The sequence below is a fragment of the Microbacterium sp. P26 genome (assembly GCF_023712585.1).
GTDB classification, from domain to species: domain Bacteria; phylum Actinomycetota; class Actinomycetes; order Actinomycetales; family Microbacteriaceae; genus Microbacterium; species Microbacterium algihabitans_A.
Window position 1 is genome coordinate 51,483 of record NZ_JAMAXZ010000005.1, and the last position, 15,776, is coordinate 67,258.

The 15,776-nt window shown below is 67.9% G+C and carries 8 protein-coding genes; 1 reads left to right on the forward strand and 7 read right to left on the reverse strand.

The annotated features are described in order from the left end of the window. Positions 1-185: 185 nt before the first annotated feature. The 7 genes from M3667_RS10945 to M3667_RS10975 form a co-directional block, all read right to left on the reverse strand. Complete coding sequence (locus tag M3667_RS10945) at positions 186-401, reverse strand: hypothetical protein (RefSeq protein WP_251507980.1); 216 nt, start codon at positions 399-401, stop codon at positions 186-188. 66 nt (positions 402-467) lie between these two features. Then, entirely contained in the window at positions 468-1,619 is a 1,152-nt protein-coding gene (locus M3667_RS10950; protein WP_251507981.1) for a hypothetical protein, read from the reverse strand. A gap of 804 nt (positions 1,620-2,423) precedes the next feature. After that, complete coding sequence (locus tag M3667_RS10955) at positions 2,424-3,446, reverse strand: hypothetical protein (RefSeq protein ID WP_251507982.1); 1,023 nt, start codon at positions 3,444-3,446, stop codon at positions 2,424-2,426. A 169-nt stretch (positions 3,447-3,615) separates the two neighbouring features. Then, positions 3,616-10,374 carry a PA14 domain-containing protein gene (locus tag M3667_RS10960; protein WP_251507983.1) on the reverse strand — a complete coding sequence of 2,253 codons (6,759 nt, stop codon included), beginning with the start codon at positions 10,372-10,374 and terminating at the stop codon, positions 3,616-3,618. A gap of 288 nt (positions 10,375-10,662) precedes the next feature. Next, a complete protein-coding gene (locus M3667_RS10965; protein ID WP_251507984.1) occupies positions 10,663-12,480 on the reverse strand; it encodes a thioredoxin domain-containing protein in 1,818 nt (605 codons plus the stop codon). Between the two features lie 19 nt (positions 12,481-12,499). Then, entirely contained in the window at positions 12,500-13,336 is an 837-nt protein-coding gene (locus M3667_RS10970) for an aldo/keto reductase (RefSeq protein WP_144834209.1), read from the reverse strand. A 53-nt stretch (positions 13,337-13,389) separates the two neighbouring features. Then, positions 13,390-14,784 (reverse strand): aminotransferase class I/II-fold pyridoxal phosphate-dependent enzyme, encoded by a 1,395-nt coding sequence (locus M3667_RS10975; protein WP_251507985.1) that lies wholly within the window; start codon positions 14,782-14,784, stop codon positions 13,390-13,392. A gap of 143 nt (positions 14,785-14,927) precedes the next feature. Between M3667_RS10975 and M3667_RS10980 the strand changes: the two genes are divergently transcribed. Further along, entirely contained in the window at positions 14,928-15,776 is an 849-nt protein-coding gene (locus tag M3667_RS10980) for a nitrilase-related carbon-nitrogen hydrolase (protein ID WP_144834205.1), read from the forward strand.

Consider the following 15,776-nt stretch of genomic DNA (forward strand, 5'->3'; position numbering starts at 1 on the left):
GTTCTCCACGGCATAGCCGACAAGTGTGCTGATGGCCGATCTCTGGTAGGTCGTTGAGCTCACGTACCTGTTCCTTTCGTCTACTTGATCTACTCGCTGATAATTCCCGTCCGACTCAAACAGGAGAATTGGAAGGCTCGAGGCGGGATTCACCCTCGACACTGGTCGACGCCTTGTTGTAGATCTCACGGATTGAGAAACCGGAACAGAGCGTAGACGATGGCCGCGGCCCCCATGAGGACGCCCAGCAGGCCCGCAAATCCGATCCAGAATGGACTCTGGAGGCGTTCCAGGAACTCACCGATTCCCCGACCAAACCAGCGCTTTTCTCCACGGACAGTTGCTGCATATATGCGTTTGCGATGAATGATCGACAACGCGCCCATGACGACGAAGAGCATCCCAGCGATCAGATTAGGTAGGGCGGGGGCAGGCGCCTCGTTGAGGGACATCAATAGCATCGCAATTCACCATCCCCATCCCGCTTGAGCACTGCAGCCCGCTATGGCTCCAAAGGAAACTCCCCCACCGAAGTAGCCCAGAGGACCATTCTGTTGAATACCGGCCTCCCCATACAAACCGATGGGCCCAGCCGTGCCCGTACAACTACCCCCCATGAAAAACCCACTCCCGCTTTCGCTCGACGCGCCGGCTGTCACAGCGAGGCCTAGTTCGAGCCCGAGCCCCAGAGACAGACGGCCATGAAAGTCGTGGTCGAGCGAAACGTTGACGCATACCCCCGCACATGCCGAGATACCGCCACCTAGGGCTCCGCCTCGCGACCAGTCGATGGAGAGAAGCTCGCCGTCGAAGTAGTTTCGCGTCGGCGTCACGCGCGGTGGCGCATAGGGTGCACGTGCGGCACCAGGGAAAGCAGGCGGCACAGAAGGAGCGAAAATTTCATCCCGCGTCTTCCGTCGCGCGTCCGCGCGTCCGGAGGAGTTGATGTACCCCACGTAACCCCGTGAGGCCCATCGCTCGGCGGAGTCCGCGCTCATCTTCCCACTGAGGTCGTTCTTCCCGATCGGGTCCGTCGGCCAGACATAGTCGTTGTCGACGCCACCCTCGACCGGGTCGACCTGCAAGAACCGACCTAGCGTCGGCACGTACAACCGGGCGCCCATCTCGACGATCAGCGTGTCTTCGGTCGCCTCCACCAACTTCTGCGCACCCTGATGCCACCCCGACGTCTCATCGACCACACCCGACGCGTTCGCCGCAGCCGTGCCGATCGCCAAGGTCGCGGCATCCAACGGCTGACCGAACGGGTCATACAGCTGCACCCCCGTCGACGACGTGCCATCACCGGTCGTCAGGGTGTGCCCCTGCAACGACGGGTACGCCCACGTCGACGCTCCCGCCGACGGCACATCCACCGTCACCCCACCAGGCAGCGACAGCATCCACACCGACGCCCCATCCGCCGACACCACCGCCACCGGACTATCCCCCGCACCGGCGTACAGGTACCGCTTCGTCACCGCCGGCGCATCACCCGCCGGATCCACCGTGCGCGACACCACACGACCCGCCGCATCCCGCACCAATGACGCGCGCGAACCCATATAGGTCGCTAAGGCTCCGGAGGCGCGCCTCAACTCGCCGCTTTCGGCCCACACCCGACGCATTCGATGCGGCCGTACCGTTCGCGAACGTCGCGGAATCCAACCGCCCATCGAATGAGTCATACAGCTGCAACCACCGTGTCCAGTGCCGGTGTTCGAGCGAAGACAGTCGCGACAGCCTTCGGACCCCTGGGTTGTTCGGCTGTCACCTTCCGCGTCCCTTGTTTCGGGAGTTCCGTCTACGTGGACCATTACCTGCGCCCGCTTCAAGACCAAGCCAACGGTTGATCTGCTCCGCCTCTTTACGTGCGCAGCCAAGGGATGTGACCGTTCCACTGAGCGTTCTGACAGCGCCGGCAACCTCGACTTCTACAGCTCCGCTCTGCCACGACCCGCTCACGACCGGCCACCCGAAGACATAGAACCAACCTCGATAAGGGACGGCATAAGCCCGGCGGATCATCGATTTTTCGATGACGCTCGTTTTCCACCACCCCACAACGTGAAGAGCGTCCACCCCAGGAAAGGCCCCGGTCCGCCAGACGCGCAACCAAGGCCACCCGTAGACCAGCAAAACAGGGCTCGAACAAGTCACAAGGAGCACGAGCTCAACGGGAGTTGCGCCCGAGGTCGCGACGACCGCCGCGGTTGGCATCATCCCCATAAGTGCGCTGGAGACACCGAGACGGCGAATCCGCCCTCCTCGTCCCATTTGTCGATCTTCTTGCTTGCCCCGCACGTCGTACCAGATCTCATCCGCACCGAACCCATCGGTGGTCTGGTTCGCGCCGGCTACGGTCCCGCTGTTCGCCGTCGACAGCACTCGGTCGGCCCAGTTGCGCGGAGCGGTCGCCATGATCATGCCGGGGGGAGAATCTCAGCGCTCACGAGAACGGACCGAAGAGACTCTGAGGTTGCGATAGCCGCGTCCCACCGCCGCCGCAGTCGGAGCGCATCAGAGCGACTCGAGGTTATTGCTATCACTGATCCTGCCTCGGAATCGAAGTGAAAATCGACCGTAAGCGGTCTATCGACGGCGACCGCGGCGATGAAAGCCTTCTCAAGCTCGTCGACAAAAATCTTGGTATTGATGTGGCCACGCTTGATCAGCGAATTTATCCATTCCCAATCGTTGAAGACGATCTCGTGTGTGCCGTCATGCGCCTCGACCAAATCGAATCGGGAGCGAGACAGTCGTCTTTGGCTCGACGCTACCGTCCACGTTGGCTGCAAACTCGCGAGCCGCTGCGCCACTTCTGACGTAATGTCGGGGCAATCGAAGATCTCTAGGCTGGAAACTCGAAGGTCGGCTATATGGCCAACGTCCAGAATCCGAGAAACGCGAAACAGCTTCACCGTTTTGAGTACGTCAAAACGGGTGAGGCTCGCGACGCCTCGCAAAACATTGCAATCGGCTACAACAAGCTCTTCAATGGGAGCGTTGTCCGGGAGGTGACGCAAGTCGACAATCCGCGCGTCGTAGAGACCTAACAGACGCAGTAGTGGAAGCTTTGTGAAAATTTTTGAGTCAACGCTGGGCGAAGTGATCGAGAGAGAAGAGATCGAAGTCGAAAGCGCGATTTCTGCCGACACACGTGGAGTACGAAGGATCACTGTTGATACCGACGGAGACCTGAGCGCGCTTAAATATCCATCAGAACGCACTTCGACTTCTCGCAAACTCGGAAGCGATGAAAGATCGACCTCCCCGGCGAGGGGCGTCATCAATTCTCGAAGACCCGCTGCCTGGTTCAAGACTGACAGTCCCTCGATCTCACCCGGACCCGCGTCCATCCAAAGGAGTGGAAGAACCTCGATCTCTTGACCCAACCACCCAAGATCGAACCCCACTGGTAGACCTTCGCGCAGGTAGATACCCACACCTTCTTTGACGAGAGCGCGAATTCGGGATATTGAGAGCCAGTGCGCCGGCGTCCAATCTTCCGGCACGAAGAGAACTGGGATACCGTTCAAGACACTTCGAGATATGTACCTTGCTACGTCCGAGGAATAAACCGACAGGGGCCCTGACTGACTCATTTCAGTTCTCCTACTTCGCCAAGTATTTGTAGGCGTTGGGACCACAACCGCCGCCCATCCGGATACCAACGGCGCCACCCCTGAGTCCGGAGCCAACGCTCATCTTCGTTGCGGATTTTGACGAACCCGCGTTCGTCCACCCCGCGCCTCCAGGGATGACGCGGGGCGAGTTCGACGAGACGTTGCGTGAGGCCCGAATTCTGTTCAAATTGCCGCTGAGTCCTACACCGTTCGGCGCAACCGTACGAAGAGTCACCTCCTCAATGGCGCGCCTGGCGGCGACGCCTCCCGCGACTGGCGTGTAGGTAATGTCAGCAACAACCAGACCGCTGAATCGAGCGCTCCTCGCGTGCTCGAGCAAACGCCGCCGAATGTCACTGCTCTGACCCACATAGTTCTGCCCTCCTACGAAGTTGATTACGTACACCCCCTCCACGCCGTATGGCAGGGTCGGGTAGTAAGGCTCAAGGAAGAGGCCGGAGAGGTCATTCGCGCCGGTCGGGTCCGTCGGCCACACGTAGTCGTTGTCGACTCCGCCCTCGACCGGATCGACCTGCAAGAACCGACCCAGCGTGGGCACGTACAGCCGGGCGCCCATCTCGACGATCAGCGTGTCCTCAGTCGCCTCCACCAACTTCTGAGCACCCTGATGCCAGCCCGACGTCTCACCAACCACACCCGACGCGTTCGCCGCAGCCGTTCCGATCGCCAAGGTCGCGGCATCCAACGGCTGACCGAACGGGTCATACAACTGCACCCCCGTCGACGACGTCCCATCACCAGTCGTCAGGGTGTGACCCTGCAACGACGGATACGCCCACGTCGACGCTCCCGCCGACGGCACATCCACCGTCACCCCACCGGGCAGCGACAACATCCACACCGACGACGCATCCGCCGACACCACCGCCACCGGACTATCCCCCGCACCGGCGTACAGGTACCGCTTCGTCACCGCAGGTGCACCACCCGCCGGATCCACCGTGCGCGACACCACACGACCCGCCGCATCCCGCACCAACGACGTGCGCGAACCCTTGTAGGTCACCGTGCCGATGTGCTGGTTGTCGGCGTCGTACGAGAACTGCAGGTCAGCCAAACGTCGCGTGTTGCCGCGCACGTCGTACCAGATCTCATCCGCACCGAATCCGTCGGTGATCTGGTTCGCCCCGGCGACAGTGCCGCTGTTCGCGGTCGACAGCACTCGGTCGGCCCAGTCGTAGCAGTACTGGGTGGTCGCCACCCGCGGAGCGCTCGAACCGGGTGCGGTATACACATCCACCGAGCGCGTGCGGTTGCCCGACGCCCCCGCCCACGCGTTCGGACCACACCCCCCGGACGAGGCAAACTCGTACGACAGCTCGTGCCCGGGGATCTTGGCCGAGACCAAGCGGCCGGCGCCGTCGTAGCCGTAGGTCGAGGTGTACGACTTGGTTCCCTGGGTGAAGCTTTCGCGCACGATACGCCCGGCCAGCGATCTCGTCACCTCGTCGGTGATGGATGCCGCCGAGGGGAACGACCACGTCTGCGATCCGATGCTGCCCCGGGTGTCGTCCCATGCCACGGCGAGCGCGGAACCGCCCCGGTACGACACCTGGGACACCCGCTGCTTCGCGTCGTAGACGACGGAGGCGTAGGTCTCACCGCGGAACGAGACCGAGGTCGTCTTCCCGTCGCGGTCGTAGGTGAAGCCGGTCGACGATGAGGCGAGGCCCTCGCCACTGGTGACGACCTGCAGCACGCGCCCGGTCAACGGCTCGTACTCGGGCGCGGTGGTCGTGCCCCACACGTCGGTGTAGGCGATCACGCGCCCCAAGAAGTCGGAACGCGTCGTGATCGACGATCCGCTCGACCCCGCGATCGCGTCGCCGGTGACAACCACCCGCGTGCCCTCCGCCGTCGCGGAATAGGTCGTGGTGACGGTCCTCGTCGGCACGCCGGCACCGCCGACCGACGAGCGCTGCGTCACACGACCGCGCGCGTCGACGGTGGTGCACGACCAACCGGTGTCGCCCGTCACTCGCGTTCCGGCGGTCCGACCCATCACGTCGTAGACGTACGACGTGACGATCGCCGTGCCCGTCGCGGGGGTGGGCCCGGTGGAGCTCTTCAGCATCCCGAACTGCCGCGTGCCGGCGGGAACCCCGCACGTGTCGGCCTCGAGCTGCTCGAGGTCGCCGTAGTACGCGCGGGTCGTCCTCGTGGCATCCGTCGTCGATCCCGAGGCGGCGACGGCGGGCAGCGTCTTCGACAGCTGACGCAGCCACCCGGTGCCGTTGATCTTCTCGAACGCCGCCGTGCTCTTCAGCGCCAGCCCGGTCGGGTCGACGACGTTCTCGGTCGCCTGCCCGACCACCGGGTCGGCGTAGCTCGTCGCGGTCGTGAGCGAGGGGGCGGATGCTCCGGTGACCGACGTGCCGTCGGCGACGACCGTCGAGGTGACCAGGCCGTAGTCGGGTCGCAGCTGCGCACCCGGCACGATCGCGAAGTCGCCGTTCGACGGCGTCGACCATTTCAGTTGCAGCGAGGCGTAGGAGGTGACGTCGAAGTACTCCAGGCGGATGCGCCGCACCTCCCCCGCCGAGACCGTGAAGGCAGCGCTCGTCTCGTCGGTCGCCCCCTGCGGGCGCCACCTGTCGATCACCCGAACGTCGTCGAGCCACACCCGCGCCCCGTCATCGCTCGTGGTGCGGAGGCGGTAGGTGCCCGCCTCGGGGAAGGTGATGAGACCCGTCAGACGCAGCGACCAGTGATCGGCCGAGATGCCCGCGATGGGCGCGGCTTCACCCCAGTCGCGGTCGACCGCTCCCCCGCTCACGCCCTCGAGACCGAGCCCGTACGCCTCGGGCTTGCCCGACAGCTTCTCGGTGTTCGAGTAGTACGCCGCCTGCAGGCCGTTCATGCCGCCGTCGTAGGTCGTGGTCGATGACGGGGGCACGATGCCGCATCCCTGCACGCTCTCGGGCTGTTGCACAGGCACGCCGTCGCTGCCGAAGCACGCGGCGGGCGCGGCCCCGTACGCGGCCACCGGCCGATCGGTGCGGTCGTACATCCGCGTGGAGACGAGGCCCGTGGCATCCGTCGTCCGTCGCACGAGGTCTTTCGACGCGTCCCACTGCTGGCTGGTCGATACGCCCATGGCGGTGGTCGATGCCGTCTGGCGCCACGAGGCGTCGTAGGTCACCGTCTGCGACGGACCCGACAATCCCGCGATGGTCACGGTCGTCTGACCCGAGCCGTAGCCGTAGGTGCGAGAGGGGCGAGCGGATGCCGTGACGCCGTCGGGAGCGGGAAGGGTCACGCCGACCGCGCGCCCGCTGTCGTAGGCGACGGTCGTCGAGGCCGGATCGTTCGCCGAGGCCGCAGCGGTGAGGGGCCGCCCGTCGTTCGCCGTGGCGTCGCGGATCTGGCTCAGCAGCCCTCCCGCGTTCTCATAGCCGAACAACGTGAGCTCGTCGCCGGGATCGAGGATCCCCGCGAGCTGTCCGTTGCCGTTGTAGAACAAGCGCGACTCGGAGCCGTCGGGGTACGCGATGCGGCACAGCATGTCGACGGGGGCCTTGGCGAAGCCGTCTCCGGAGCGTTCGGGGCAGGCCGTGCGATCGCCGTTCTGATAAGTGAAGGCGACGGCGCGCAGGTACTGGTCGCCGCTCTTCGACACCGGGTCGACGATCTGCGTGGTGACGCCGTTGGCGTTCAGCAGCGCCTGGGGTGCGGCGGCCTTGCGGACGTCTTCGGGCGGAGTGGCGGATGCCACGCGCCCCTCCTTCGAGAACTGGTAGACCGTCCCGTCTTCGTCGGTGAAGACGACCCAGCCGTTTCCGTCGAGCGAAAGCACGCCGTACTCGCCGGTCGGCGGCGTGTAGCCGCCGGCCGCGACCTTCGTGTACGTGTGCGACTTGCCGGTGACGTCGGTGAGGACGACCGACGCGTCGGTGATTTGGGCCGAGACCCAGCTCGCCGCGACCCCCGCGAGCGGCACCGACGCGCCCCACCCCTGCGGCAGCGTCGTCACGCGCTTCGTGAACCAGTCGGGCGGAACGTTCATGCGCGTGGGAGCGGACGCCCCCTCGGGCGTGTATTCGACCCAGAGGTCGATCGACGCGATCCCGACGCTCTCGTAATACTCGACCTGGATCGGCTTCGCCCCGCCGGCGCCGGTGACGGTCGCGCCGTCGGTGGTGGTCTGCGAACCGTGCTGCCACCGGTCGATCAGCTTGCGTCCGTCGTAGGTGACCCGGATGCCGTCGTCGTGCGAAGCCCCGAACCGCACCTCGCGGCCGATCAGTTCGGGCGGAAGGGTCACGAATCCGGTCCACCGCGCGAGGAAGTAGTCGGCGGGAAGAGCCTCGGCGGGCACGCCGGATCCCCACTGGAACGACACCGCGGGATCGGTGCGGACCATCGCCGGGACCTTGTCGGCGAAGGTGTATCCGTCAGCGGAGGACGGTGGGCTGCCGTTCACCCGCGCATCGAAGTACTCAGCGAGCAACCCACGGTTCGCCTGCGGCACCTCTTGCGAGTTGTAGGTGAACGACATGCCCATCGCGCCGCCCAGGGTCTGCACTGTGGGCGAGGCGAACGAGACGTTGACGTTGCCGTTCGCGAGGTTGGTCGTGACCGCCCCGGCCGTGTCGTAGGGCGAGGGGCCCGAGGCACCGAGGCGCAGATCGGTGCGGAGGCGCCGCACCCACGTGTTCTCGGTCGTGGTGTCTTGGCCGTCGTTCGTGGTGACGGTCCACGAGTAGACGCCGCCGTCTTGCAGGGTTCCGACGGGGACGGTCCACGAGGCGACGCCGTTCACCGCGCTCACCCAGCCCGACGTGACCACGGCGCCCGAGCGGGCGTCTTGACCGGTGGCGATCTTGAACTGGTACGTCATCGAGCCGCCGATGCCGTCGGTGTCGGAGACCGCGCCGATCTGCAACTGCGGTGTCAGGGTCGTGACGGTGGTCGCGGTCTCGGTGACCGGGGAGCCGGGCGTCGCGGTCGCGGCATCCGGAAGGGGAACCTGGTTCGTCGTGAAGCGGTAGACGGGCGACTGGGTCTCTGTGCTCTGACCGAGGTGACCGTCTGCATCGTCGATCAACCAGACGCGCCAGTAGTACGAAGTCCCGGTTCGGAGGATGCCCCAGGGGACCTGGTATTGCGTTCCCGTGCTCCAGTTCGACGCCGCGATGACATTGGACATGCCGGGGTCGGTCGCCACTTCGAAGCGGTAGTGCTGCCGGATACCGCCCGGGTTGGTGGCAGTCAGGCCCAGCGTGGGCGTGAGGCCGACTCCCGTCTGATCTTCGCGGGGTCCGTTGCCCCACACGTGGGGGTACTCCCACGACTCCACCCAAAGATTGGTCTGGAGGCTCTTGAGCGAGTACGTCGAGCCCTCGTAGCCGCCGATCATGAAGGCGGGACGGTCGCCGATGCGAAGCTGACTGGCCAGGCGGGCAGCCAAGCCGTCGCCCGTGGTCGTCGTCGTACCTTCACCTAGCGTGAACCAGCTGAGGTGTGGCCCCATGCCGTTGTATGAAAATGCGCTGGCGTGCTGCACCCACCCCTGCTGGGCAGACCTCGTTCCGCCGCCGTCCCAGCCAAAACCCAACGCAGCGCGCGAAATGAATTGACCCGGTATGGATCCGTAGTCATACGAGACGACCGATCGCCAGAACCTGTCACGGTTTCCCTCGCGCGTGTTGCCGATCAGCGTCGATCCGTTACGCACGGTGCCGTCGGACTTGTACGCGGTGGTCGAGCGGGGGGTCATGACCGTGGGGTCGATGCGCACCGGGTAGACGCGCTCCGGGTCGCGCAGCCAGTCACGATCGGCGCGAAGGGTGTAGCGCCAGGAGCCGTCGACTGCCTGTCGGAGCGACGCGTCGAGAGCGACCGTCGCGTCGTCGGAGGCGCCATCGACTCCGCTCGAGTCGAACGCGACGGGGGTCGGAATCATCAGGACCTCGGCGCCGTCGGCATCCGTGAAGCTCACCGAATCCGCCTCGCCGAGGGTCGGGGTGAGAGCGCCGGCGTCGATGCGCCACGTCCACGACGTGCGCCACGTGGGCGCCGCGTCGAGGACGACGGACTCCTTCACCGCGCCCGGCTCGATGCGGTACTCGAGATCGGACGAGCCGACCACGTCGCGGTAGGTCAGCTGCTTCCAGTCGTCCCACCACCAGAACGGCGCTGCCACCTCGCCCGGCTCGGCACCCATCAGCGAGAACGACACGTCGTGGCCCTTCCGCGTCACCGTGACACCGGGCGCCTCGTCGGGACCCCCGCGGAAGACGGGAGCGAGGGGGTGGTCGTCGACGGTCCAGGCCTCGCCGTCGCGCGAGACCGAGGTGTTGATGTCGGACCACGCGCCGTCGCCCTCGCTCGCGCGCTCTGGATCGGTGGTCAGGCGGGTGATCTCACCGCCCGACGGCGCGCGGTAGGTCGTCGAGGTCTCGGACTCGTCGATGATCTCGAGCCCGTCGGTCGACGGCGTGAAGCTCAGGTCAAGAGGTACGTCCGGCTTCGGCGGCGGCGTGACCGTCTCGACCGCCGAGGTCGGCACGTCGGTCGGCGGCGACGGGATGTCGAACGATCCCGCGGGCAGCTGCGGTGCGGTGGATGCCTCATCGGTCGATGGAAGGGCGGGACCATCGGTGACCGGCGCCACGGCATCCGGCTGCGACGCGGCCTGCGCGGCGTCGACCGGAACGGCGAACCCGACCAGGAGGGCGGCGGTCGTGACGACCGACACGAAAGCGAGACGAGAGACAGAGAGCACGCGCACCCCCGGGGCCCGCCAACGTGGCGGTCAACGTCGCCTGTATTCAGACGGCACTGATCGTGCGCATAGCGTTCATCCAGGCAACGGGCGTCGCTGCGGAATTCCGCGGCGTCCACGCGTGCGAATCACCCGTCCACTCAGCCCGCTGCGGGCTCGTCACGCTGATGTCCCCCGGAAGGGGGACGGGCGGGGGTCGACCGCCTCATCATCCGTCGGCCCGGGCATCTCACACGGCAGGGCGCGCCCCGGAGGCGGCGCTCCCGCGACCGCCTCACGCCCCGCGCGTCAGACCAGCCGCGCCGGATCCGTCGTCGGCAGGGCGCAGGCGAACGCGCGGCAGTCGTAAGCGGTCGCCTCGCCGCCCTGCGCGACCTTGCCCTCGAAGAGCTCGAAACCCGCCTCGGCGAACGCCTGAGCCTGGGCGGGTGAGACGATCGCGACGACGTCGGCGTTCACGCGGCGCGCGGCCTCGGCGATCTCGGCATCGGCCTCGCCGACCACGACCACCTGGCGCGGCGCCGCGGCGAGCCCCACGGCGACCTCGAGGATCGCTCCGTGTGCGAGGGGCGACGACAGAGCGGCCTCTGCGGCGGCGCGCACGAGCGACTCGGTCGCGTCGCGGTAGCGCTCGCCCGCGCCGAGGCGCCAGAGGTCGAGGGCCGCGGCCGCGAACACCGACGGACCCGAGGGCGAGGCGCCGTCGGTGGGCACGGCGTGCGACTGCATACCCTGGGCGACGAGCACGGCGTCGCCGCCTCCGGGCGGGTGGATGCCGTCGTCGCCGAGGCACAGATCGACGAGAGCCCGCGCTCGCGCGGCGTAAGCGACCTCGCCGGTCGCGCGGGCGAGCGCGAGCAGGCCGCGCGCGAGCCCGCCGTAGTCTTCGAGCGTCGCGGGGGCGGCGGAGCGGATCTCATCCAATGAGGCGCGGCGCAGGGTTCCGTCGTCGGCGACGTTGCTCTCGAGCACCGCGTCGGCGGCCCACCGGGCAGCTTCGAGAAAGCGCGGGTCGGTGCGGGCGCCGGCGGCAGCGAGAGCGGCGATCGCGTGGCCGTTCCACCCGCTGACGACCTTCGCGTCGAGCGCCGGGGCCTGCAGGCCGGATCGGTCGACGGCGCGGTAGTACCCGCCCTCGTTGCGGGCGCCGTCGATGATGGACTCGGAGTCTTGAGCGGCGGCGATGCCACCCGACGGCAGCTGCAGCACGTCGACGACGAACCGGGCGGCGTCGGTCGCCGAGGCCTCGTCGCCTGCGGCAAGGGCGACCTCGATGAGACCGGCGTTGTCGGTGAGCATGCGCTCGTAGTGCGGCACGCTCCAGTCGCGGCGCGTGGCGTAGCGGAAGAACCCGCCGTCGACTGGGTCGTGCAGGTCGGAGCCCGCCATGGCCCCGAGCGCGCGGGAGGCGACGGCCGCGGCATCCGGAACCTCCGAAACCAGCGCGGGATGCTGCAGGAAGCGCAGCACGGGGGTGTTGGGGAACTTCGGCGTCTCGAACGCGGGGCCGGCGGCGAAGCCGGCGTACTCGCGGTCTTCGCGCGCGGCGACCGCGCGGGCGGCGGCTGCGAGCTGGTCGAGACTCGGCGGGGCGTCGGCGGGGGCGGATGCCGCGGCCGCGAGCGCCTCGCGCAGCGATGCCCCGGTGGCGTCGACCTCGTCGCGGCGCTCGGTCCAGGCTTCGCGCACGGCGGCGAGCACCTGGCGGAACGAGGGCTGCGGGGGCCGAGGGGTGGGCGGGAAGTAGGTGCCGGCGTAGAACACGCGCCCCTCGGGAGAGGCGAACACGGTCAACGGCCAGCCGAGGTGCGGGGTGAAGGCGGATGCCGCGTCGAGATAGGCGGCGTCTACGTCGGGATGCTCTTCGCGATCGACCTTGATCGACACGAAGCCGGCGTTGAGTTCGGCCGCGGTCTCGGGGTCCTCGAACGACTCGCGGGCCATCACGTGACACCAGTGGCAGGTGCTGTAGCCGATCGAGACCATCACGGGGACGTCTTTCTCGGCCGCGAGCGCGAACGCCTCGGCCCCCCAGGGGAACCACGCGACGGGATTGTCGGCGTGGGCCCGCAGGTAGGGGCTCGAGGCGTTCGCGAGGCGGTTCATGCGCGCGGGTGCGCCGACCTCAGTTGAGGTCGTCGGGGTGCGTGCCGACGCGGCCCGAGCCGTCGCCCGGGTCGACCGCGTCGATCGCGGCCATCTCGTCGGCGGTGAGCTCGAAGTCGAACAGGTCGAAGTTCTCCTCGAGGCGCTCACGGCGCACCGACTTGGGGAACACGATGAAGCCGTGCTGGATGTGCCAGCGCAGCACCGCCTGGGCGGGCGACTTGCCGTGCGCCTCGGCGGCGTCCTTGACGGCGGGCAGCTCGAACAGGTCGTACTTGCCCTGGCCGAGGGGGCCCCACGACTCGATGTGCATGTCGTGCTGCTGACCCCAGGCCGCGATCTCACGCTGGCTGAGGGCGGGGTGCAGCTCGATCTGGTTCACCACGGGGGTGACACCGGTCTCGGAGACGATGCGCTCGAGGTGCGGCACGAGGAAGTTCGAGACGCCGATGGAGCGGGTCTTGCCCGACTCGCGGATCTCGATCATCTTCTGCCACGCGTGCACGTAGTTGTCGTTCTTCGGCGTGGGCCAGTGGATGAGGTAGAGGTCGACGGCGTCGAGCTGGAGCTTCTGCAGGCTCTCGTCGATCGCGGCGAGCGGCTCATCGCCGTCGTGGCGGTCGTTCCAGAGCTTGGTGGTGACGAAGAGCTCGTCGCGCGCGATGCCGCTGGCGGCGATGGCGCGGCCGACGCCCTCTTCGTTCTTGTAGATGGCGGCCGTGTCGATGTGGCGGTAGCCCACCTCGAGCGCCTCGGACACGGCGCGCTCGGCGTCGTCGGCGGGCACGAGGAACACGCCGTAGCCGAGCTGGGGGATGGAGTTTCCGTCGTTGAGCTGAACTGAAGGAACGGTCATGTCTTCCACCCTAGAAGCGGCCTCCGACATGCGGATCGGGGTTGACGGCGGCCTCACGCCAAGGGAGCGGCGTCGGCGGCCCGGGCGAGGGCCTCGGCGACGAGGCGCACGTTCTCGACCACCGATCCGCCCGTGACGCGCACGCGCGGCTCGCGGTCGGACGCGGTCGCGGCGTCGGCGACGAACGGGGTTCCGGCGGCGACGGCGATGCCCTCGGCGGCGAGGTGCACGACGGCCGCGCGTTCGTCGCGCACCGGCATCCAGACGTTGATGCCGTCGGGGTCGCCCACCTCGACCCCCAGGCGCCGAAGCGCCGTGGCGAGGCGGTCGAGACGGTCGCGGTAGATGAGCCGGGCGGTGCGCACGGGCGCGATCGACCGGGAGTCGGTGAGCAGTTCGAGCAGCACCGCCTGCAGCAGGCGCGAGGTCCACCCGGGACCCAGCATGCGCCGCCGCACGATGCGGTCGACGATCGCCGCGGGTCCGCCGAGGGCGGCGATGCGCAGGTCGGGGCCGTGCGATTTCGAGAACCCGCGCACGTGCACGACCTGCGCGGGAACCCAGAGGGCGAGCGACACGGGCGGCGCCGAGGCGATGAGCGCGGAGTGGTCGTCTTCGATGACCGTGACGCGACTGCCGCCGGGCACGCTCAGCAGCACGTTGGCGAGGCGGCGAGCGCGATCGAGCGACATCGAGGCGCCCGTGGGGTTCTGCGCGCGCGGTTGCAGGATCACCGCCGAGGGCCGCTGCGCGAGAGCGCGGGCGAGGGAGGCGGGGAGCACCCCGTCGGCGTCGCCCTCGAGCAGCACCGGCACGGCCCCGGCCGCGTCGACCAGGTCGAAGAAGTACGGGAAGCCGGGCGACTCGACCGCGACGCGATCGCCGAAGCGCACGACCTGGTCGAGCGTGCGCGAGATGCCGTCGAGGGCGCCGTCGACCACCGTGAGCGCCTCGACCCCGCGCACGGGCCACTGCTCGCGCAGCACGTCGTGCAGGTCGGGGAGCACCGGGAGGTCGTGGTAGCGCCCGGTGTCGGCGCGGGGCCGCGCCCCGGCGAGCGCGCGCTCGATCGAGGGCAGCATCGCGGGGTCGGGGGTGCCGAGCGAGAGGTCGAGGCGCATCGCGGCGCGCTGCGGGCCGGACCCCAGTCCGCGGGGAGCTCCGGGTGCGGGGGCGACCGACATCCCCTGCACGCGGGGGCTCAACCACTCGCGGCGCTCAGTGCGCACGAAGGTGCCGGCCCGTCCGCGCGAAGTCACCACTCCCGCGTCGGCGAGCGCGCGCCAGGCCCCCGCGACGGTGCCCGTCGAGACGCCCAGGGTCGCGGCGACCTCGCGCACGGTCGGCAACCGGCTCCCCGGTGCCAGCGCGCCCTCGCTCACGCGTCGGGCGATCTCGGCCGCGAGGCCCGCAGAACTGCGCTCGACCAGCGATTCGGGTGCGAGCATCGGCGGCCCTCCCCCTGGCATCCGGAAACTCCCCCGCCACCGAGCCGAGACTTTACGGCGGTGACACCGGGAGAAATCGTCGAGAAATGTTCAGGCGCGACAGTAACAGAACTCGAGCAGGCCCACAGGAACGAGGAAGCCCCATGACGACGGTGCGCGCAGCGATCACGCAGACGACCTGGACCGGCGACAAAGCGTCGATGCTCGACAAGCACGAGCAGTTCGCTCGAGACGCCGCCGCGCAGGGAGCGCAGGTGCTGTGCTTCCAGGAGCTGTTCTACGGTCCCTACTTCGGCATCACGCAGGACCAGAAGTACTACCGCTACGCCGAGCCCGTCGACGGCCCCATCGTGCAGCGGTTCGCGGCCCTCGCCAAGGAGCTCGGCCTGGTCACGGTGCTCCCCATCTACGAGGAGGCCCAGACCGGCGTCTACTACAACACCTCGGTGCTGGTCGACGCCGACGGCACCGTGCTCGGCAGCTACCGCAAGAATCACATCCCCCACCTCGACAAGTTCTGGGAGAAGTTCTACTTCCGCCCCGGCAACCTCGGCTACCCCGTGTTCGACACCGCCGTCGGCAAGGTCGGCATGTACATCTGCTACGACCGCCACTTCCCCGAGGGCTGGCGCGAGCTGGGCCTGAACGGCGCGCACATGGTCTTCAACCCCAACGCCACCAAGCCCGGGCTGTCGAACCGCCTGTGGGAGGTCGAGGGTCCGTGCGCGGCCGTGGCCAACGGTTACTTCGTGCTGCAGCCCAACCGCGTCGGCCGTGAGGACAACGAGTACGGGGCGGATGCCGTGACCTTCTACGGCACGAGCCAGGTGATCGACCCGCGCGGCAACCACGTCGGTGCGCTCGGCTCGGGCGAGCACGAGGAGATCCTCGTGCGCGACCTCGACATGGACCTCGTGCAGCAGATGCGCGACGACTGGCAGTTCTACCGCGACCGCCGGCCCGACACCTACGGCGAGATCGTGGAGGCCTGA